This window comes from Rhodanobacter thiooxydans LCS2, assembly GCF_000264375.1.
Lineage (GTDB): Bacteria > Pseudomonadota > Gammaproteobacteria > Xanthomonadales > Rhodanobacteraceae > Rhodanobacter > Rhodanobacter thiooxydans.
Genome location: NZ_AJXW01000079.1, coordinates 37,910 through 57,027 on the forward strand (window position 1 = coordinate 37,910; position 19,118 = coordinate 57,027).

Annotated in this window: 21 protein-coding genes; 10 read left to right on the forward strand and 11 right to left on the reverse strand. The window is 68.6% G+C overall.

Annotated elements, in window-relative coordinates:
• Positions 1 to 56 precede the first annotated feature (56 nt).
• The 4 genes from UUA_RS14950 to UUA_RS14965 form a co-directional block, all read right to left on the reverse strand.
• Complete coding sequence (locus UUA_RS14950; RefSeq protein WP_008438331.1) at positions 57 to 323, reverse strand: hypothetical protein; 267 nt, start codon at positions 321 to 323, stop codon at positions 57 to 59.
• A 142-nt stretch (positions 324 to 465) separates the two neighbouring features.
• Positions 466 to 1,287, reverse strand: coding sequence for an SAM-dependent methyltransferase (locus UUA_RS14955; RefSeq protein ID WP_193385141.1), 822 nt, complete (start codon positions 1,285 to 1,287; stop codon positions 466 to 468).
• Positions 1,288 to 1,327: 40 nt separating this feature from the next.
• Complete coding sequence (locus UUA_RS14960; protein ID WP_050981900.1) at positions 1,328 to 2,134, reverse strand: slipin family protein; 807 nt, start codon at positions 2,132 to 2,134, stop codon at positions 1,328 to 1,330.
• 16 nt (positions 2,135 to 2,150) lie between these two features.
• Positions 2,151 to 3,557 (reverse strand): NfeD family protein, encoded by a 1,407-nt coding sequence (locus UUA_RS14965; protein WP_008438334.1) that lies wholly within the window; start codon positions 3,555 to 3,557, stop codon positions 2,151 to 2,153.
• A gap of 105 nt (positions 3,558 to 3,662) precedes the next feature.
• Here UUA_RS14965 and UUA_RS14970 point away from each other — a divergent pair, with 105 nt between their 5' ends.
• Complete coding sequence (locus UUA_RS14970; protein WP_008438336.1) at positions 3,663 to 4,118, forward strand: cupin domain-containing protein; 456 nt, start codon at positions 3,663 to 3,665, stop codon at positions 4,116 to 4,118.
• Here the strand turns inward: UUA_RS14970 and thpR are convergent.
• Positions 4,109 to 4,741, reverse strand: coding sequence for an RNA 2',3'-cyclic phosphodiesterase (gene thpR, locus UUA_RS14975; RefSeq protein ID WP_008438338.1), 633 nt, complete (start codon positions 4,739 to 4,741; stop codon positions 4,109 to 4,111). The two genes, UUA_RS14970 and thpR, sit on opposite strands and share 10 nt — an antisense overlap.
• Before the next feature lie 31 nt (positions 4,742 to 4,772).
• Entirely contained in the window at positions 4,773 to 5,615 is an 843-nt protein-coding gene (locus UUA_RS14980) for a DUF3014 domain-containing protein (protein WP_039954184.1), read from the reverse strand.
• Between the two features lie 259 nt (positions 5,616 to 5,874).
• Here UUA_RS14980 and UUA_RS14985 point away from each other — a divergent pair, with 259 nt between their 5' ends.
• Complete coding sequence (locus tag UUA_RS14985) at positions 5,875 to 6,372, forward strand: hypothetical protein (RefSeq protein WP_008438341.1); 498 nt, start codon at positions 5,875 to 5,877, stop codon at positions 6,370 to 6,372.
• Positions 6,373 to 6,390: 18 nt separating this feature from the next.
• On the opposite strand, the gene UUA_RS14990 is transcribed toward UUA_RS14985, so the two are convergent.
• The gene (locus tag UUA_RS14990) at positions 6,391 to 7,152 is read right to left on the reverse strand and encodes an ABC transporter permease (protein ID WP_008438343.1); all 762 of its coding nucleotides are present in this window, start codon (positions 7,150 to 7,152) and stop codon (positions 6,391 to 6,393) included.
• The gene (locus UUA_RS14995) at positions 7,149 to 8,075 is read right to left on the reverse strand and encodes an ABC transporter ATP-binding protein (RefSeq protein ID WP_008438345.1); all 927 of its coding nucleotides are present in this window, start codon (positions 8,073 to 8,075) and stop codon (positions 7,149 to 7,151) included. Before UUA_RS14995 ends, UUA_RS14990 begins: the two co-directional genes overlap by 4 nt.
• Positions 8,076 to 8,205: 130 nt before the next feature.
• Between UUA_RS14995 and UUA_RS15000 the strand changes: the two genes are divergently transcribed.
• Positions 8,206 to 9,846 carry a Na+/H+ antiporter gene (locus UUA_RS15000; RefSeq protein WP_008438347.1) on the forward strand — a complete coding sequence of 547 codons (1,641 nt, stop codon included), beginning with the start codon at positions 8,206 to 8,208 and terminating at the stop codon, positions 9,844 to 9,846.
• Positions 9,847 to 9,912: 66 nt separating this feature from the next.
• Positions 9,913 to 10,452 carry a lipocalin family protein gene (locus UUA_RS15005; protein ID WP_008438348.1) on the forward strand — a complete coding sequence of 180 codons (540 nt, stop codon included), beginning with the start codon at positions 9,913 to 9,915 and terminating at the stop codon, positions 10,450 to 10,452.
• Between the two features lie 40 nt (positions 10,453 to 10,492).
• On the opposite strand, the gene UUA_RS15010 is transcribed toward UUA_RS15005, so the two are convergent.
• Positions 10,493 to 10,960, reverse strand: coding sequence for a nuclear transport factor 2 family protein (locus UUA_RS15010; RefSeq protein ID WP_008438349.1), 468 nt, complete (start codon positions 10,958 to 10,960; stop codon positions 10,493 to 10,495).
• Positions 10,961 to 11,046: 86 nt separating this feature from the next.
• Here UUA_RS15010 and UUA_RS15015 point away from each other — a divergent pair, with 86 nt between their 5' ends.
• The 3 genes from UUA_RS15015 (at position 11,047) to UUA_RS15025 (ending at position 14,870) form a co-directional block, all read left to right on the forward strand.
• Positions 11,047 to 12,429: a sensor domain-containing protein gene (locus tag UUA_RS15015; RefSeq protein ID WP_039954186.1), complete on the forward strand. Its 1,383-nt coding sequence runs from the start codon at positions 11,047 to 11,049 to the stop codon at positions 12,427 to 12,429.
• 168 nt (positions 12,430 to 12,597) lie between these two features.
• Entirely contained in the window at positions 12,598 to 13,365 is a 768-nt protein-coding gene (locus UUA_RS15020; protein WP_008438353.1) for an ATP-binding cassette domain-containing protein, read from the forward strand.
• Entirely contained in the window at positions 13,362 to 14,870 is a 1,509-nt protein-coding gene (locus UUA_RS15025; RefSeq protein WP_425476919.1) for an ABC transporter permease/substrate-binding protein, read from the forward strand. Before UUA_RS15020 ends, UUA_RS15025 begins: the two co-directional genes overlap by 4 nt.
• 12 nt (positions 14,871 to 14,882) lie before the next feature.
• On the opposite strand, the gene UUA_RS15030 is transcribed toward UUA_RS15025, so the two are convergent.
• The gene (locus UUA_RS15030; RefSeq protein ID WP_008438358.1) at positions 14,883 to 15,227 is read right to left on the reverse strand and encodes a zinc ribbon domain-containing protein YjdM; all 345 of its coding nucleotides are present in this window, start codon (positions 15,225 to 15,227) and stop codon (positions 14,883 to 14,885) included.
• 123 nt (positions 15,228 to 15,350) lie between these two features.
• On the opposite strand from UUA_RS15030, the gene UUA_RS15035 reads away from it, so the two are divergent.
• On the forward strand, positions 15,351 to 15,905 hold the full coding sequence (locus tag UUA_RS15035; protein WP_008438360.1) for a protein tyrosine phosphatase family protein: 555 nt from the start codon (positions 15,351 to 15,353) through the stop codon (positions 15,903 to 15,905).
• Between the two features lie 46 nt (positions 15,906 to 15,951).
• Positions 15,952 to 16,917, forward strand: a complete 966-nt coding sequence (locus UUA_RS15040) for a DMT family transporter (RefSeq protein ID WP_008438362.1) — start codon at positions 15,952 to 15,954, stop codon at positions 16,915 to 16,917.
• 22 nt (positions 16,918 to 16,939) lie between these two features.
• Here UUA_RS15040 and UUA_RS15045 read toward each other — a convergent pair whose 3' ends face one another.
• The gene (locus tag UUA_RS15045; protein ID WP_008438364.1) at positions 16,940 to 17,629 is read right to left on the reverse strand and encodes a 2'-5' RNA ligase family protein; all 690 of its coding nucleotides are present in this window, start codon (positions 17,627 to 17,629) and stop codon (positions 16,940 to 16,942) included.
• A gap of 287 nt (positions 17,630 to 17,916) precedes the next feature.
• Here UUA_RS15045 and UUA_RS15050 point away from each other — a divergent pair, with 287 nt between their 5' ends.
• Positions 17,917 to 19,116, forward strand: coding sequence for a hypothetical protein (locus UUA_RS15050; RefSeq protein ID WP_008438366.1), 1,200 nt, complete (start codon positions 17,917 to 17,919; stop codon positions 19,114 to 19,116).
• The last annotated feature ends 2 nt before the right edge of the window (positions 19,117 to 19,118 follow it).

A 19,118-nucleotide genomic window follows, 5' to 3' on the forward strand; every position in this document is an offset into this window, starting at 1 on the left:
AGCGTCTTGGGGAACACGGCCTCGCTGGCGCTATGCGCGAGCGAGGCCGTTCCTATTCAAGCACGCTGTGCGTGGTAGTACTCATCTTCGTCGTTGATCCCGGGAACAAGCAAACACCGTACCTGCGCAGGAACCAGCAAGCAGCACACATTCTGTGCCCCCACCAGCGCAGTCAGTCGTTCTTGGTCCTTGGCCAGCACAGCCTCCTTGACATCCTGATCGAACTGGCTATGGGCCAGCATGCGCTGCATGTCCCCGGCGGAAGCATAGCGCAAGCTGGCGTTCTGACCGACGTTCTCAAGAAAATCAACGATATTCGACATGGCGTATCTCCCGGGATAGTCAATGGATTGGAATGGCGCGACTGGCCTGATTCGCGGGGGTGGAATGGTTTGCCCCGCGGCGAGGCTTCAAACCGCGCCGATTCATCCTAGGGACGACGCCAACGGCAACTTGCCTACTTGCTCACAAAACGCCAGCGTCCCGCTTGATTTCCGCCTTGTCCAGCGCGTCCAGCCGCGCACGCATTTCCATGTCGGGCTGCAACGGGCCGGCCGGCGGCAGTACCACGGTGTCTTCCATGCCGACCTCGGCCTGCGGCAGCTCGGCCAGCCGGATCCGGCGGATGCGCGGCTGCTGGATCGGCAAGGTGGCGCCGCGGTAGATGGTGATTTCATGGTCGGCCGGGTAGTCGCGCGCCAGCACCTCGACCAGCAGTTCGCGGTAAGCCGGACCGGTGGAGAAGCGTGCCAGCGACTGGTCGCCGACCAGGCCCACCTGCCACAGCACCAGGTAGGCGGTCGGGTCGATCCTGCGTTTGTAGAACAGCAGTTGGCTGGCCTCGAAGTGCTGGCAGCCGTAGCGGCCCGGGTCGATGCCGAGGTCGGCGTACAGGCAGTCCTCGGCGGAGATGCCCGGCTCCATGTGCGCCTCGTAGCCTTCGCTGCGCGCCACCTCGATCGACTTGTGCGGCGCCCAGGCGAACACGCCGGGGTGGCCGTAGAACACCCCGCACACCCGCTTGCCCGCGCGCACCTCGGTGAGGATCGCCTCGACCATCTCGCGGTAGGTGTGCATGCGCGACTTCCCTTCGCGGTAGTACGGCTGCAGGCTGCGCACGTCTGGGTGCATCTTGTGCAGCCACATCTCGACGATGCCGTCGGAGAGCCCGGCGAACACCACGTCGGCCTGCTCGATGTAGCTGCGCGCCAGCGGTCCGAGGTGCGAGCCCAAGGTCATGCCCAGGCCCACGCAGACCAGGCTTCCGGGTGAACTTGCTGCATCCATGGTGGGCACCCGTCTCGGCAAGTGAAGTAAGCCGCATTATTCACTCGCCGTCGGCGCTTGCGCCAGCTCGGTGCTCCGACGGGGCCGCGCCGGCCTTCGCCGGCAGCGCCTCCAGCAACGGCTTGATCAGGTCCAGCGGCAGCGGAAACACGATGGTCGACGACTTGCCGCTGTTGGACATGTCGGCCAGTGTCTGCAGGTAGCGCAGCTGCAGCGCCTGCGGCTGCTGCGACAGCAGCGCGGCGGCATCGCGCAGCTTCTCGGCGGCCTGCAGCTCGCCGTCGGCGTGGATCACCTTGGCGCGGCGTTCGCGCTCGGCCTCGGCCTGACGGGCGATCGCGCGCACCATGGTCTCGTTGAGGTCGACATCCTTGAGCTCCACGTTGGCGACCTTGATGCCCCACGGGTCGGTGGCCTCGTCGAGGATCGCCTGCAGGGTGTGGTTGATCGAGTCGCGCTGCGACAGGATCTCGTCCAGCTCGTGCTGGCCAAGCACCGAGCGCAGCCGGGTCTGCGCCAGCTGGCTGGTGGCCTGCAGGAAGTTCTCCACCTGCAATACGGATTTGTCCGGCTCGACCACGCGGAAGTAGACCACCGCGTTGACCCGCACCGAGACGTTGTCGCGCGAGATCACGTCCTGCGGCGGCACGTCCATCACGGTCACCCGCAGGTCGACGCGGATCATCCGCTGCACGAACGGCACCAGCAGCACCAGTCCGGGCCCCTTGGTGCCGGTGTAGCGGCCCAGCGTCAGCACTACCCCGCGCTGATACTCCGGCAGGATCTTCACCGCGGAGAACAGCAGCAGCACGCCGAGGATTACCAGAACGCCGACGAATCCGAACATGATCATCTCCCGTCTCTCATGGATGGGTCGCGTCGGCTGGCGCCGGCTCGACCCGCAACAGCAAACCCTGCCGCGACACCACGCGCACCCGCGCACCAGCCGGCAAGGCGATATCGCTGCGCACGCGCCAGCGCTCGCCGCGCACCAGCATCCATGCCTCGCCGTCGGCTTCCACCGGCTCCAGCAGTTCCCCGGTGTCCACCAGCATCGCCGCATCACCGGTAACCTGGTGGGCGCGGCGCGAACGGAACACCAGCCACACGATCAGCGCCAGCAACGCGGCCGCACACACGGCGATGCCGGCGATCACGCCGAGGTTCACGCCGTAGCCCGGCACCCCGGTGTTCATCAGCATTACCGAGCCCACCACGAACGACACCAGGCCGCCCGCACCGAACGCACCCACGCTGGGATTGGCTGCCTCGGCCACCAGCAGGCCCACGCCCAGCGCCATCAAGGCCAGCCCGGCGTAGTTCACCGGCAGCAGCTGCAGCGCATACAGCCCGACCAGCAGGCAGATACCGCCGGCGATGCCCGGCAACATGGCACCGGGATGCATCGCCTCCAGGGCCAGACCGAAGATGCCGCCCAGCAGCAGCAGATAGGCGATGGTCGGATTGGTGATGATCGCCAGGAAGCGCGTGCGCGCACCGGGCGCATACTCGCGCACGGACGCACCCTTGAGCTGCAGCGCGACATCGCGCTCGCCCACCCGCACCTTGCGCCCGTCCGCTTTGGCCAGCAGGTCGGCCACGTCCGCCGCCACGAAGTCGACCACGTGCTGCTGCGCGGCCTCGCTGGCAGTCAGCGTGGCCGCACCTCGCACCGCCTGTTCGGCCCACTGCGCGTTGCGCCCGCGCAACTGCGCCAGCGAGCGGATGTAGGCGATCGCGTCGTTCATCACCTTGTGCGACTCGGCGTCGTTGCCTGCTGCCGCCTCGTCTTTGGCGGCAGAACCCGCCGACGCCGGCTGCTCGCCGGTTTTTGGCAGCGGCATGGGCGTGGCGCCACCCAGCGACACCGGCGTGGCCGCGCCCAGGTGGGTTGCCGGCGCCATCGCGGCGATCTGCCCTGCATACAGGATGTAGGTGCCGGCCGAGGCCGCCCGGGCGCCCTGCGGGGCCACGTACACCAACACCGGCACCGGGCTGGCCAGCATGCCGGTGATGATCTGCCGCATCGAGTCGGCCAGCCCGCCGGGCGTGTCCAGCCGCAGCACGATCGCCACCGCGCCGTCAGTCACCGCGCGTTTCGAGGCGTCGTCGAAGTATTCGGCGGCGGCCGGCCCGATCGGGCCGTCCAGGGCGATCTGCGCCACCATCGGCCGGCTTGCCGGGGGTTGGCCGGTCACCGCCGCCAGCACCGTGACTACCGGCAGCATGCAGCAGAACATGATCCATGCCACCCTCGACCAGCGCTTCATCGGACCTGCCTCCCGCCGATTCGTCATCTACGCAGCCATCGTAGCGCGGACGGCGCGCGCAAGCTCGTCAATCGCAGCTACCGGCAATCATCCAGGGAAACCGTCATGCCAAAAATCGACATAGCTTCCATCCCGGAACGCAAGGGCTCCGGCTATCCGCCGCCTTATGCGGCGTTCGCTGGCGAGCGCCGCAAGCAGGCGCTGGGTGACGCCGGCGGCCTGACCGACTTCGGCGTCAACCTCACCCACCTGCCTGCAGGCGCCTGGTCCAGCCAGCGCCACTGGCATTCGCACGAGGACGAATTCGTCTACGTGTTGTCGGGCGAACTGGTCCTGCTCAGCGACGCCGGCGAACAAGTGCTGCGCGGCGGAGACTGTGCGGCGTTTCCGCGCAACGTCGCCGACGGCCACCACCTGATCAATCGCAGTGGAGCGATGGCCGTTTACCTGGAAATCGGCTCGCGCTCGAACGAGGATACCTGCAGCTATCCCGACATCGACCTGCGTCTGGAACGTGGCGCGGACCGTTACTCGCACAAGGACGGAACACCCTATGCCTGAGTTCCCGCGCTGTCGTCCGGCAGCGGCCATTCCGCCAGCACCTGGTAATCCGGCTGGCCAACCACGCTGTGCAGCAGCACGACGCGATCGACCGGCCACACCAGTGGCGCGATGGGCGTGACACCCGGCACCACGCCGTGGCTGTAGGCAAGCGTGACGTGCGGCGTGAAGCCCGTTTCGAGGTGACGGCCTTGCCCGGCCAGGAGCAGCGCGTGGCGCAGCTCCTGCCACAGCTGCTGCAGCGGCGCGGGCACGCTGGCACTGCGAAGGATGCATGGCGGCTGCCGGCCGCGGAAGCCGGCGGCCTGGTCCAGCACCCACTCGAAAGATGGCGTGCGCAAGCGCTGCGCCGCCGCTGTGGCGGCGGACACCACGTCCTGCCGCAGCGACGCATGATCGCCGAGAAAATGCAGCGTGGCGTGGTAGCGCGCCGGATTCACCCAGCGTGCGCGCAGCCCGGGCTGGCCGGAGCGCAGCGCGGCCGCGGCCTGCGCCAGCCGGGCGCGCGTCGCCGCGTCCGGCAACAGGGCCAGGAACAGCCGATGCACCTCGGCGGGGTGCGCGTTATTGCCGCCAAGCAGGTCGAGCTGGGGCGGGCCGGGAGGCGGAAGTTGCCGGTTCATCGTCAGGTGGCGGCCGAGATGACGCGCGAAACTAGCCAGCCGTGCCCGCCGGCGCGGGCAAGGCCTGTCCGACCAGCAACCCGCGGATCGTGCGCAGTCTGGCCTTGATCCTCGCTTCGTTGGCCGTACCCGCGCGCAGCAGCAGCTTCTGCCCGGTCGACAGCGATTCCAGTGCCGGGTCGGCGTAGACGTAGTACGCCTTCGAGCGCACCACAGCCGGCGGCTGGGCGGGTTCCGGCGCGGCCAGCATGTCGTCGATCGCCACGATCAGGCGGTCATTGAAATAGCCCTTCGGGTAGCCCAGCTGCCGATACGCCTGCTGGAACAGTGGATAGGCGTGCACATACCAGGCCACCAGCGCTTGCGGATCGACGGCGTCGACCACCCGCATGTACGGCTCGTAGCGCGCGGCGTTCGCGGCGCCGGGGACCGTGGCGCCGCCAGCCTCCTCGACCGCAAATGCCCCCTTGGGCGCATGCGCCGGCAGCGTGAATACCGCCAGCCCGTCGTGGCGCGGCAGCGCATCGACGGTGGCGACGATGCGCGCGACCAGTTGCTGGCTCACCAGCAGCGAGGACAGCTCGCTGTCTCCGGCCAGCGCGACGAGCGCCGCGGCCACGCTGGCATCGCTGTCGCCCAGCGCGGGCAGCGCCGCGGTCGATGCCGTGGCCGGGCCGGACTGCACCTGTTCGATCGGATGCTGGATCGACGCTGCGGCGGGCGGCGCGGCGGTCGATGCCGTCGCCGCCGGCGTGCTGGATGCCGGCACCCCGGGCTGCATCGCCTTGCGTGCGAGGTACACGCCGCCCGCCACAACGGCCAGTACCACTACCACCGCGCCGATCCAGCTGCCTGTCGATGATTGCCTGCGCACGTTCGCCCCTTCTGTCGTCGCGTATCCACTATGGACTCGTTCATCCGCGATTCGTTCATTGCGAGCGAATCCCGCCACGCGAGCGTACCCGTTCCCCCGCTACGCCGCGCCCTCCCCGGCCATAACAACCGGGTCACGTGCCCGCAACGCCCTGGGGACTAAGAGCCAGGTGTGCAAGCCCGTCTTGCCGCGTGGCCCCCCGGGGTCGACCGGCCCGCCCATGCGGCAGCGCCCATGCCGGAAGCGGAGGCCTGCCCCGATGAAAATCCGCTGCGTGTTCAGTACCAACGATCTGCCGGCCGCGCGCGCCGCGATGGCGGCTGCGCGCGAAGCCGGCGTCGACGACTGCGACATTTCGCTGGTCGCCCGCGAGGACATCGAGCTGGAGAAGATCCCCGACCACCTGATGCAGGGACGCAACGACTTCTACCCCGCCGCCGTGCGCGGTGGCGTCTGCGGCGGCGGCACCGGCCTGCTGCTGGGGCTGGCCGCGGCCGCCGTGCCGCCGCTGGGCGTGACGCTGGGCGCCGCCGCGGCGATGACCATCGCTGGCGCCGCCTTCGGCACCTGCATCGGCGAGATCGTCGGCTTCGAGGTGCCCGATACGGTGAGCCGCAAGTTCAGCGAAGAAATCGCCGCCGGACGCATCCTGGTGGTGATCGACGCCCGCCGCGAGCAGCTCGACGCGGCCGAACCGGCGGTGCTGCGCACCGGCGCCCGGGAGCTGCCGTTCCATGCGCACACCGCGCTAACCTGAATACGCCGGCACCCTGGCTCAGGCCTTCAGGCGGTAGCCGCTGCGGAAGATCCACCACACCGCGGCCAGGCAGATCGCGAGGAACACCGCAGTCATACCCACGCTGACGCCCATGCCGACGTCGGACACGCCGTAGAAGCTCCAGCGGAAGCCGCTGATCAGATACACCACCGGATTGAACAGGGTGACCTTCTGCCAGAACGGCGGCAGCATGTGGATCGAGTAGAAGCTGCCGCCGAGGAAGGTCAGCGGCGTCACCACCAGCAGCGGCACCAGCTGCAGCTTCTCGAAGTTGTCCGCCCAGATGCCGATGATGAAGCCGAACAGGCTGAAGGTGACCGCAGTGAGCAGCAGGAACGCCAACATCCACAGCGGATGCTCGATGCCGAACGGCACGAACAGCCGCGCGGTGGCCAGGATGATCAGGCCCAGGATGACCGACTTGCTCGCCGCCGCGCCCACGTAGCCGGCGACGATCTCGAACGGCGACACCGGCGCCGACAGGATCTCGTAGATGGTGCCCACGAACTTCGGGAAGTAGATGCCGAACGAGGCGTTGGAGATGCTCTGCGTGAGCAGCGAGAGCATGATCAGCCCCGGCACGATGAAGGCGCCGTAGCTGACCCCGTCGATGCCGTTCATGTGCGAGCCGATCGCCGCGCCGAACACCACGAAGTACAGCGAGGTCGAGATCACCGGCGAGACGATGCTCTGCAGCAGGGTGCGCCAGGTGCGCGCCATCTCGAAGCGGTAGATCGCACGGATCGCGTAGAGGTTCATGCGCGCTCCCTCAGCAGGTTGACGAAGATGTCCTCCAGCGAACTCTGCCGGGTCTGCAGGTCCTTGAAGTCGATGCCCGCCTCGCCGAGCCGGCGCAGCAGCACGTCGATACCGGTGTGCTCGCCCTGCGCGTCGAACGTGTAGACCAGTTGCCGGCAGTCGGCCGACAGCTGCAGTGGGTAGCCGGCCAGCGCCGCGGGAATGGCTTCCAGCGGATTCTGCAGGTGCAGGGTCAGCTGCTTGCGGCCGAGCTTCTCCATCAGCTCGGCCTTGTCCTCGACCAGGATCAGCTCGCCCTTGTGGATCACCCCGATGCGGTCGGCCATTTCCTCGGCCTCCTCGATGTAGTGGGTGGTCAGGATGATGGTGACGCCGGTGTCGCGCAGCGCGCGCACCATCGCCCACATGTCGCGACGCAATTCCACGTCGACGCCTGCGGTGGGCTCGTCGAGGAACAGGATCTGCGGCTCGTGCGACAGCGCCTTGGCGATCATCACGCGCCGCTTCATGCCGCCGGACAGGGTGATCAGCTTGTTGTTGCGCTTGTCCCACAGCGAGAGGTCCCTCAGCACCTTCTCGATGTGCGCCGGGTTGGCGCCCTTGCCGAACAGGCCGCGGCTGAAGCTGACCGTGTTCCACACCGTCTCGAACGCGTCAGTGGTCAGCTCCTGCGGCACCAGACCAATCTTCGTGCGGGCCGCGCGGTAGTCGCGCACCACGTCGTGGCCGTCGGCCAGCACGCTGCCCTCGCTGGGGTTGACGATGCCGCAGATGATGCTGATCAGGGTGGTCTTGCCGGCGCCGTTGGGGCCGAGCAGGGCGAAGATCTCGCCGCGACGGATCTCCAGGTCGATCCGCTTCAGCGCCTGGAAGCCGGAGGCGTAGGTCTTGCCGAGCTGGCGAACGATGATGATCGGCGGCATGCGATCTCCTGGGGAACGGATAGGTCGCGGGAGCGTCGATGGTATGCCATGTCGCTCCCGGCATGTCGTCACCATCGCTCGACGCGGCGGCCGCCGTGTTGCTAAGGTCGCAAACGCACCCGGACATCCCATGAACTCGATCGAAGTAGCCTTGGCCATGCTGCTGGCGGTGGTCGGCAGCGGCTACCTGGTACGCATGCTGCCGTTCTCGCTGCCGCTGCCGCTGGTGCAGATCGGGCTGGGCGCGGTGATCGCCGGCGTATTCAAGCATGGCGTGGCGCTCGATCCGGCCATCTTCTTCCTGCTGTTCCTGCCGCCGCTGCTGTTCCTCGACGGCTGGCGCATTCCCAAGGACGGGCTGATGCGCGACCGCGGCGCGATCCTGGCGCTGGCGCTGGGGCTGGTGGTGTTCACCGTGGTCGGCGTCGGTTTCCTGATCCACTGGCTGATCCCCGCGATGCCGATGGCAGTGGCGTTCGCGCTGGCCGCGATCGTATCGCCGACCGACCCGGTGGCGGTGTCATCGATCACCGCGCGGGTGCCGATCCCGAAGCGGCTGATGCACATCCTCGAAGGCGAGTCGCTGCTCAACGACGCCTCCGGCCTGGTCTGCTTCCGCTTCGCGGTGGCGGCGGCGATGACCGGCAGCTTCTCGCTGCTGTCCGCGTCGCTGACCTTCCTGTGGGTGGCGCTGGCCGGGTTCGGCGTCGGCATGGCGTTCACCGTGGCGGTGAGCTTCGCGCAACGCTGGCTGTCGCGGCACTTCGGCCAGGAGGCGGGCTCGCCGATCCTGATCAGCCTGCTGATCCCGTTCGGCGCCTACCTGCTGGCCGAACAGGTGCGTGCCTCGGGCATCCTCGCCGCGGTGGCGGCCGGCATCACCATGAGCTACGTCGAGCTCAGCGGCCGCCTGCTGGCGACCACGCGCGTGCAGCGCACGGCGGTGTGGAACACCGTGCAGTTCGCCCTGAACGGCATCATGTTCGTGCTGCTGGGCGAACAGCTGCCTGCCAGTCTGCAGGGCGCGATGGAATCGGTGGCGCAAAGCGGCCATCGCAACCCCTGGTGGCTGCTGGTGTACGCGCTGGCGATCAATATCGGCCTGGCGCTGCTGCGCCTCGCCTGGGTGTGGATCTCGCTGCGGCTGAACGTGCTCAAGGCGCACCATCACGGCACTCCGGTGAGCCGGCCGCACTGGCGCCTGCTGCTGGCGACCTCGCTGGCCGGCGTTCGCGGCGCGATCACCCTGGCCGGCGTGATGACGTTGCCGTTGCTGCTGCCCGACGGCACTCCCTTTCCCGCGCGCGAGCTGACGATCTTCCTCGCCACTGCGGTGATCCTGCTTTCGCTGCTGGTCGCCAGCATCGGCCTGCCGCCGCTGCTGAAAGGCCTGCAGCTGCCGCCGGAGCCGGCGGTGCAGAGGGAGGAGAACCTGGCCCGCCGGAGCGCCGCCAAGGCGGCGATCGCCGCCGTCGAGAAAGCCCAGCATGAACTGCTGGAAAAGGCGCCGGCCGGCGACGTCGATACCTACACCAGCGCAGCCACGCGGGTGATCGCCCTGTACCAGCACTGGCTGGACGAGGACGCCTCCAGCGAAGACGAGGCGCGGCAGCTGCGCAAGGCCGACACGGCCGAACGCGAGCTGCGCCTGGCCGCGCTGCAGGGCCAGCGCGAGGCGGTCTTCGAACTGGCGCGTCACCGTCGCATCTCCGACGAGGTCTCGCGCCGGCTGGTGCGCGAGATCGACCTGCAGGAAGCGCGCTACCGCTAGACCGCCTGCCATGCTTCAACCATCCTTGGCCCCTCCCGCACCACGCACGCTCCACGGAACCAGGCCATGCATGTGTTTTGCCGATTGCTGATCGTGGCGACCCTGGCCTGCACCTGGCCGGTTGCCGCCGCCAGCTTGCCGAACCAGCCGGTGCCGTCACTGAACCTGCACCGCTACGCCGGCCAGTGGCACGAGATCGCGCGCCTGCCGATGTACTTCGAGCGCAACTGCCTGGGCGCCGTGATCGCCACCTACACACCGAACTCCGATGGCACCGTACACATCCACAACACCTGCCGCACCGGCAAGGGCCCGATGTCCGTGGAGGGCGTGGCGCGGATGAAGGACAACCAGCCCGCAGCGCTGGAGGTGCGCTTCGCGCCCGCCTGGCTGACCTGGCTGCCGATGGCCTGGGCCGACTACTGGGTGATCGAGGTGGATACCGACTACCAGTGGGCGGTGATCGGCAGCCCCGGGCGCAAGCACCTGTGGATACTCTCGCGCCGCCCCGCGATGGACCGGGCGCTGTTCCTGCAGCTCAAGGAACACTCGCGCCAGCGCGGCTACGCGGTCGACCGGCTGATCATGACCGCGCCGCTGGAGTGAGTGCCGGGCGCATCATGACATCGACGACCACCGCCGCAGGCTACTTCAGCTCACCCAGCGGGCTCGGCGCGCAGCCCGTTTTCTGCACGGTGTAGCTGACTCCGGCGATACGCCAGCCGTCGGTACCGCGAACCAGGCTGAAGCTGTCGATGCCGCAGTGGGACAGCTTGCCATCGAGGTGGAAATCGTACGGCGCCCATACCTGGGCAAGGTTGCCCTGCACTGTCACCTGCGCGTCCCAGATGCGCTCGCGGAACGCCTCCTTGTGCTTGCCCAGCATATCCCGGTAGCCGCTGTCCGGCTCGACCTTCACCCTGCCATCGGGCAGCACCACCACGAAACTGGCACCGGGCAGGATGAGCCGGCGCGAGGCATCCACGTCATGCTTCGCCATCGCCGCGAAGAACGCGTCGACTGCGCCAAGCGCTTCGCGCTGGAGTGCGCTATAGGCGTCTTTCGCCTGCGCGTTGCCGCCGGCCAGCGCGGAGAAAGCGGCGACGCCCAGCACCGCGCGTAGACATTCCTCGCATGGATTCAGGATAGGCTTCGACGAAGCATTGCCGCTACGCCAGGACCACGCTCGAACAGGTACGCATGAACCAACCGCCTTCTCCGCCAGAACCGGGCGCCTGTCTCCCCTTCGGCAACGTCATGGACCTCCTGCTCGACGCGATCTGCGTGGTGGACGCCGATGGCCGCTACGTGTTCGTCAGCGCCGCGTTCGAGCGCATCTTCGGCTATGCGCCGGCAGAGGTCATCGGCCGGCCGATGATCGGGCTGGTCCATCCCGACGACCGCGAGCGCACCCTGCAGGCGGCGAACGAGATCATGGCCGGCCAGCCCAAGCCGCACTTCCAGAACCGCTACCTGCGCAAGGACGGCCGGGTCATCCACATCATGTGGTCGGCTCGCTGGTCGGAGGCGGACCGGGTGCGGATCGCGGTGGCGCGAGACGTCACCGAGCTCAAGCACGCCGAGCTGATGCAGGCGGCCCTGCATGCCATTTCCGAGGCGGCGCACTCGGCCGAGGATCTGCTGGCGCTGTTCCAGCATATCCACCGCATCGTGGGCGAACTGCTGCCGGCCAACAATTTCTTCGTGGCGCTGTACGACGCGGACAAGGACGAGCTGAGCTTCCCCTACTTCGCCGATGAACACGACCCGCCACCGCCGACGCAAAGCCTGGATTCCGGCACGCTCAGCAGCGAGGTGATCCGCAGCGGACAGGCGCTGCTGCTGACGCCGAAGACCCAGATGGAGCTGCCGCCGCGGGTGCGCCCGATCGTCCGCCGGGATTCGCTGGAGTGGCTTGGCGTGCCGCTCGGCGGGCAGGTTGGCGTGATCGGCGCGCTGGTGGTGCAGAGCTACTCCGGCGAGGTGCGCTACAACGAGCAGGACAAGGCGCTGCTGCAATTCGTCTCCACCCAGATCGCCGCGGCGATCGAACGCAAGAAGACCGCGACCCAGCTGCAATACCTGGCCCAGCACGACCAGCTCACCAACCTGCCGAACCGTGGACTGTTCCACGACCGGTTGGGCACGGCGCTGGCCAGAGCCCGTCGCGAGCAGCAGCAGCTGGCCGTGCTGTACCTCGACCTGGACCAGTTCAAGCTGGTCAACGACAACCATGGCCACGACGTCGGCGACCTGCTGCTGCGCGAGGTGGCAGCACGCATCAGCCGGTGCGTGCGCGAATCGGACACGATCGGCCGCATTGGCGGCGACGAGTTCGTGGTGCTGCTCAACGACACCGGCCAGGCCGATCATGCAGTCGCGGTCGCCGCCAAGATCTGCGCCGCCCTGCGGCAGCCGTTCGAGCTGGCCGGCGGCCGGCTGCAGGTGTCGGCGAGCATCGGCATCGCGCTCTATCCCGACCACGGCGAGGACGCCAGGCAGCTGCTGCGGCGCGCCGACGAAGCGATGTACGACGCCAAGCGGCAAGGCGGCGATCGTGCGCGGATGAGCGCTGCGCCATAGCGATCCGTGGCGTCCACGCCGCGGCCATGCCGGGCCAGCGCGGCGCTCGCCGGTAGCAGCCGGATCCGCCCTGCTGATAGGCTCACGCGCATATCACGGCCGCGGCGGCATCGGCCGCCCGCGCCGTTTCCCGCCACCGAACCGAAGGTCGAGCTGCCATGACGCGCCATGTCCACGGCTGAGTCCGCCGGCGGCATCGCCTTCGCGCTGGTGCAGGCGGGCAAGCGCTACGGCAGGCTGCAGGCGCTCGAACAGGTCACCCTGGCGTTCGCCGCCGGCACTACCACCGCGCTGATCGGCAGCAGCGGCTCGGGCAAGTCCACCGTGCTGCGCCTGCTGCTCGGGCTGGAGTGGCCGGACCACGGCCACGTCGAGATCGACGGCCAACCCCTGCAGCGCGCCGACGTGCTGCCGCTGCGCCGGCGGGCCGGATATGTGATCCAGGACGGCGGCCTGTTTCCGCACCTTACCGCGCTGGGCAACCTGGCCCTGTTGCCGCGCCACCTCGGCTGGGATCGCGAGCGGATCCGCCAGCGGGCAGAACAGCTTGCCGCGCTGACCCATCTGCCGGCGAGCGTGCTGGAGCGCTATCCGGCCGAACTGTCCGGCGGCCAGCGCCAGCGTGTGGCGCTGATGCGCGCGCTGATGGCCGACCCCGATGCGCTGCTGCTGGACGAGCCGCTGGGCGCGCTCGACCCGGTGGTGCGGCACGAGCTGCAGGACGAGCTGAAGCAGATTTTCGGCCAGCTCGGCAAGACGGTGATCGTGGTCACCCACGACCTCGCCGAAGCGGCCTGGTTCGCCGAGCGGCTGGTGCTGCTGCGCCAGGGCGCCGTGCTGCAGGACGGGACGTTCCGCGACCTGCGCGAGCGCCCCGTCGACGCGTTCGTCAGCCGCTTCGTCGCCGCGCAGCGGCGCCTGCCGGAGGATCCGTGATGCACCGCCTGCGGTCCGCGCCGATACTGTTGACGGCCTGCCTGCTGCTGGGCACCTGTCTGCCGCCCGCGCCGGCGCAGGCCGCGCCGGTGCGCATCGGCTCCAAGCAGTTCACCGAGTCGGTGATCCTCGGCGAACTGGCGCTGGCCGGCGCACGCGAGGCTGGCGTCGACGCGGTGCACCGGCGCGAGCTGGGCGGTACCCGCATCCTGTGGCGCGCCCTGCTCGACGGCGAGATCGACGCCTATCCCGAGTACACCGGCACGCTCACCCAGGAACTGCTGAAGGGCCTGCCGGCGAACGCGGACGTCGCCAGCCTGCGCGCACGGCTGAGACCCCTGGGCATCGGCATCACCGACTCGCTCGGCTTCAGCGACACCTATGCGATCGGCATGCGCGACGACGTCGCCGCGCGGCTGGGCATCCGGGACATTTCCGACCTGCTGCGGCACCCCGGCCTGCGCTTCGGCTTCTCCAACGAGTTCATGGACCGCGGCGACGGCTGGCCCGGCCTGCGCCAACGCTACGGCCTGCCGCAGGCGAACGTGAGCGGCCTCGACCACGCGCTGTCGTATCGCGCGGTGGCCAGCGGTGCGGTCGACGCGATCGACCTGTACAGCACCGACGCGGAAATCCCCTACTACCACCTGCGCACGCTGCGCGACGACCGCCATTACTTCCCGCGCTACGACGCGGTCTACCTGTACCGCCTGGCGCTGGAGCAGAGCGCGCCCGGCTTCATTGGCGTGCTGCGCAAGCTCGCCGGCAGCATCGACGAGGACGCGATGCGCGCGATGAACGCCCGGGTGAAGCTGCGCGGCGTGAAGGAAAACGTGGTGGCCGCCGGCTTCCTCGGCATCCATGCGCAGGACCACGAAGGCGGCCTGTGGAAGCACCTGCTCCAGCGCAGCGTCGAACACCTCAGGCTGGTGGCGATCTCGCTGGGACTGGCCATCCTGCTGGCGATCCCGCTGGGCATCCTCGCGGCCCGGCGGCGGCGTCTCGGCCAGTGGCTGATCGGCCTGACCGGCATCCTGCAGACCGTGCCATCGCTGGCGATGTTCGTGTTCATGATCCCGCTGCTCGGCATCGGCACCTGGCCGGCGATCGCTGCGCTGTTCCTGTACAGCCTGCTGCCGATCGTGCGCAACACGCACGCCGGCCTGGTCGGCATCGCCCCGGAACTGCGCGAGTCCGCCGCCGCGCTGGGCCTGCCGCCCGGCGTGCGGCTGCGCCTGGTGGAACTGCCGCTGGCGATGCGCTCGATCCTGGCCGGCATCAAGACCGCGGCGGTGATCAACGTGGGCACCGCCACGCTGGCGGCGCTGATCGGCGCTGGCGGCTACGGCCAGCCGATCCTTACCGGCATCCGGCTGGACGACGTGGGGCTGATCCTGCAGGGCGCCATCCCGGCCGCCGTGCTGGCGCTGCTGGTGCAGGGCCTGTTCGAGCTGGTCGAGCGTCGGCTGACGCCGCGCGGGCTGCGACTCGAAGCACGCCAGTAGCTTCGCGCGCGCTCAAGCCTTCTTCAGGAAGCACACCTTCAGCACCAGCCCCTTGATCTTGTCCGAGCTGCCTTCGATGTGCTCGTCGTCGCCGTCGACCAAGCGGATGTTGCGGATCACCGTGCCCTGCTTCAGCGGGATCGATGAACCCTTCACCTTCAGGTCCTTGATCACCGTCACCGTATCGCCGCTGACGAGCACGTTGCCGTTGACGTCGCGCACAACCAGCGCGGCATCGCCCGCATGCGTTGCCGCCGCGATCGGCCACTCGTGGCCGCAGTCGGCGCAGACGTAGTTGTCGCCGTCCGGATAGGTGTTCTCCATCGCGCACAGCGGGCAGGCGGGAATCTCGGACATCGGTCGATCCTGGTGTTTCGTCGAGGGCCGCCGATTATACGAGGCATGCGGCGCGCATCCGCTTGCGGCCGCGAGAGTTGCCGACTCGATTATCCTGAGCCTTCCCTCCCCGAGGTATCCGCCATGTACCGTTCCCTGCTGCTGTTGCTGGCGCTCGCCATGTCCGTATCCGTTTGCTTCGCCGCCGCGCCCGAGGAAGCCGCGCTGGGCGGGCTCGGCCACGTCGCGTTCCCGGCTCCGCACCGCGTGGCCTCCGGGCGCCTGCAGGCCACCGACATCCCCGCGCTGAAGCGTGCCGGCATCCGCCAGGTGATCGACCTCAGCCTGGACAGCGAGACGCCCGACTTCGACGAAGCCGCCGCCGTGCAGGCGGCTGGCATCGGCTATCACAACCTGCCGATCCGCGGCGCCGGCGATCTCACCCGCGATCGCGTGGTGCAGTTCGACCGCCTGCTGCGCGAGGCTGGCGACCAGCCGACCTTGGTGCATTGCGCCAGCAGCAACCGGGTGGGTGCGTTGATCGCCCTGCGCGCCGCGCTGCTCGGCGGCCAGTCGACCGACGCCGCGCTGGCGGAAGGCCGCCGCTGGGGCCTGAAGAACCTGGAACCGGCCGTGCGCGAGCGGCTGCAGGCGTGGTCGAGGGAGGCCCGGAAGGCCGCGACGACGCCCGCACACTGAAGTGCCGCGCCCGGCAGCACCAAAGCCGGCGCACAAGTGGGGTACCATGCGCGCCACCTCGAACTGCCCCGCCACGGCCCTGGACCCGATCCCCGCATCGCCGCCCGTTTCTACCCCGCTGCCGCTGCGCGCGGTGCTGCTGATGCTGGGCAGCGCCGGTTTCTTCGCGCTGATGGCGGTGACCATCCGCTTCGCCTCGGCCCAGCTGCACCCGTTCCAGATCACCTTCTTCCGCAGCGCGTTCGGCGCCTTGTTCGCCCTGCCGTTGTTGCATGGCCACGGCTGGGCGCTGCTGCGCACGCCGCGCTTCGGTTTCTACGTGATGCGCTGCGTGCTCGGCATGGGCGGCATGCTGGCCGGTTTCTGGGCGATCGTGAACCTGCCGCTGGCCGAGGCGGTGGCGCTGTCGTACTCCTCGCCCTTGTTCGTCACCATCGGCGCAGTGATCTTTCTCGGCGAAGTCGTGCGCCGGCGCCGCTGGAGCGCCGTGGTGGCCGGCTTCATCGGCGTGCTGGTGATCGTGCGGCCCGGCAGCGCGGCGTTCGCCTCTGGCAGCCTGGTGGCGCTGCTCGCGGCGGCGCTGACTGGCGCGGTGACGATCAGCATCAAGTCGCTGACCGGCAGCGAGCCGGCCGACCGCATCGTGCTGCTGACCACGCTGCTGTGGGTGCCGCTGTCGCTACCCGCCGCGCTGGCTGTATGGCAATGGCCGCATGCCGCCATCTGGCCGTGGCTGGTGTTGTCCGGCGCGCTGGGCACCAGCGGCCACTGGTGCTGGACGCGCGCGCTGCGGCTGGCCGACGCCTCGTTGCTGGCGCCGTTCAGCTACCTGCAGCTGCTGATCGTGGCCGTGCTGGCGTGGTGGATCTTCGGCGAACAGGTGGATCGCTACACCGCGGCAGGTGCGGCCATCATCATCGGCGCCAGCCTGTATATCGCCCGCCGCGAACACAGCCTGGCGCGCCAGCGGCGCCGCGAGGTGCGCGCCGCGAACGCCGAGCCACCGATCTGACGCGAGCCGCGTCCGGCGCCAATCATTCCACGTCGGACCAGTCCGGCAGTTCCGCAAGATCCGCAAGATCCGCCAGGCTGGCCATCTCCGCCAGCAGGTCGAGCGGCTCGGGCGCGGCGGCCGCCACCAGCGGCCAGCGGCCAACCACTTCGTACTTCGACTGGCCAAAGAAGCTGCGGATCAGCACGAACTCGGACACCTGCCACTGGATCGCCGCGACCGATTCCTCGATCGCATCAACGGCATGGCCATGCAGCATGGCCACGTGCGGCAGGAAGCTGGACACGCCGCTGACCTGCAGGCCGACACGCGACTGCGCCGCGGCAACCGCCTTGCGCAGCTCCAGCGCCGCCGCGGTGGTGAGGCCGTCCGCGCACAACACGAACGGGAACTGCCCGTCCCTGACGCTGAAGCGCATCGCCGAATCCAGCGTGACGGTGAACCCCTGTGCGCGCACGTCGCCGGCCGCAGCCAGCAGCGCCTCTTCCAGCGGCCAGCGCAGCCGCTCGGGCTTGCCCATCGGGCACAGCGTCAGATGCAGGTTGTCGATGCCAACCGGCGACCCACTGACCCGGTGCGACTTGCGGAAACGTTCGCCCGCGCCGGCGATCGCGCTGCGTGCGGAGTCGTCAGGCAGCAACGCAAAAAAATAGTTGATGCCGGCGGCGAGTGCGAACGGGTTCGATGAAGTGGAAATGAGCGCTGCCTCCATGCCATCACGCCAGTGACCCGTTGCCGGCTGTCCCGCGACACCCAGGCCGGCCGGTCAACGGGATCGAGCTTGCCGCTTGTGGACGGGACGCACAAGTACCGCCCTTGTCCGCATCCCGAAGCAGCGGTCATCGATCCCGCTCCGCGGCATGATCCGGAACAACCGGCCGGGCGGCTTCCAACGCCGGAACCGCGTGTGTAGATTCGTCGAACCCACATGCGTGATCCAGCTGATGTCGACACATCTTCGCCGCCACCCTTCTCTGCCTGTCCGCGCTCATTGCACCCGTGGCGACCGCCACCGAGGCCGGGCAGCCGCGGGCGCGCGACTTCTTCAAGGAGCTCAAACCGCTGCCCAACGACCTGGCGCGCTACCAGTACCTGCATCGGCTGATGCCGCTGCTTTCGGACGATGACCGCAAGCAGGCGCGCCAGTTCCTCGCCTTTGCCGACGCCAATCTCGGCCTGTACCGGGCTGCCATTAGCGACTTTCCGTTCGCCAGTGCCGGCCGCGCCGATCTGGCCATGCCGTCACCGGCGCAATGGCAGGCCGTCAACGCCGTGGATGCCATTACCAGGCTCGCCGCGAACCGCCGCATCGTGATGGTCAACGAGGCCCATCACGACCCGCATACCCGCCTGCTCACGCTGGCCTTGCTGCCGCGCCTGCGTGCGCTAGGCTTCACCCACTTCGCTGCCGAGGCGCTCGACAAAAGCGATACCGAACTGGCCCACCGTGGTTACGCACTGGCCACGAGCGGCAGCGAATACCTGCGCGAACCGCTGTACGGCGACATCGTGCGCGAGGCGATCCGGCTCGGCTTCGTGATCGTGCCGTACGAGTCATCCGACATGACGCCGCAGATCCGGGAAAACAGCCAGGCTGATAATCTGTATCGCCGTGTTTTCATGGCAGACCCGGCGGCACGCCTGTTCGTGCATGCCGGTTATGCGCACATCGACAAGGCTCCTGGCGGGCTGGGTGAGGATGTCCGGCCGATGGCAATGGAACTGAAGCGCTTGAGCGGTTTCGACCCCCTGTCCATCAACCAGACCGTATTCAGCGGAGTCGATCCCGCGCGACAGTCGCCGCATTATCGGCAACTGATTGCGGCATTCCATCCGGCCAGGGCCGCGGTTCTGCTGAACCGCGAAAACGGCAAGCCGTGGAGCGCCTACCCCCAGCGCAACGACGTCAGTGTGATCCTCCCGCCCACCAGCGACACCCCGCGTCCCGACTGGCTGAGCAGCGACCAGCGGCGCCACGCATGGCCGATCGATACCACCCTGTGCGCCCGGACACGCCCCTGTGTGATCGAAGCAACCCCGCCAAACGAACCGGACGATGCCACGCCGGCTGACCGTTACACCCTGCTGGACGTGCGCGAGCGAGCCGCGCTTTACCTGCGGCCAGGCGAATACCGGGTGCGGGCATGGGGCGCGAGCGGCAAGACGCTGGGTGAGCGCCGCGTTTCCATCGGCAGGTGAGA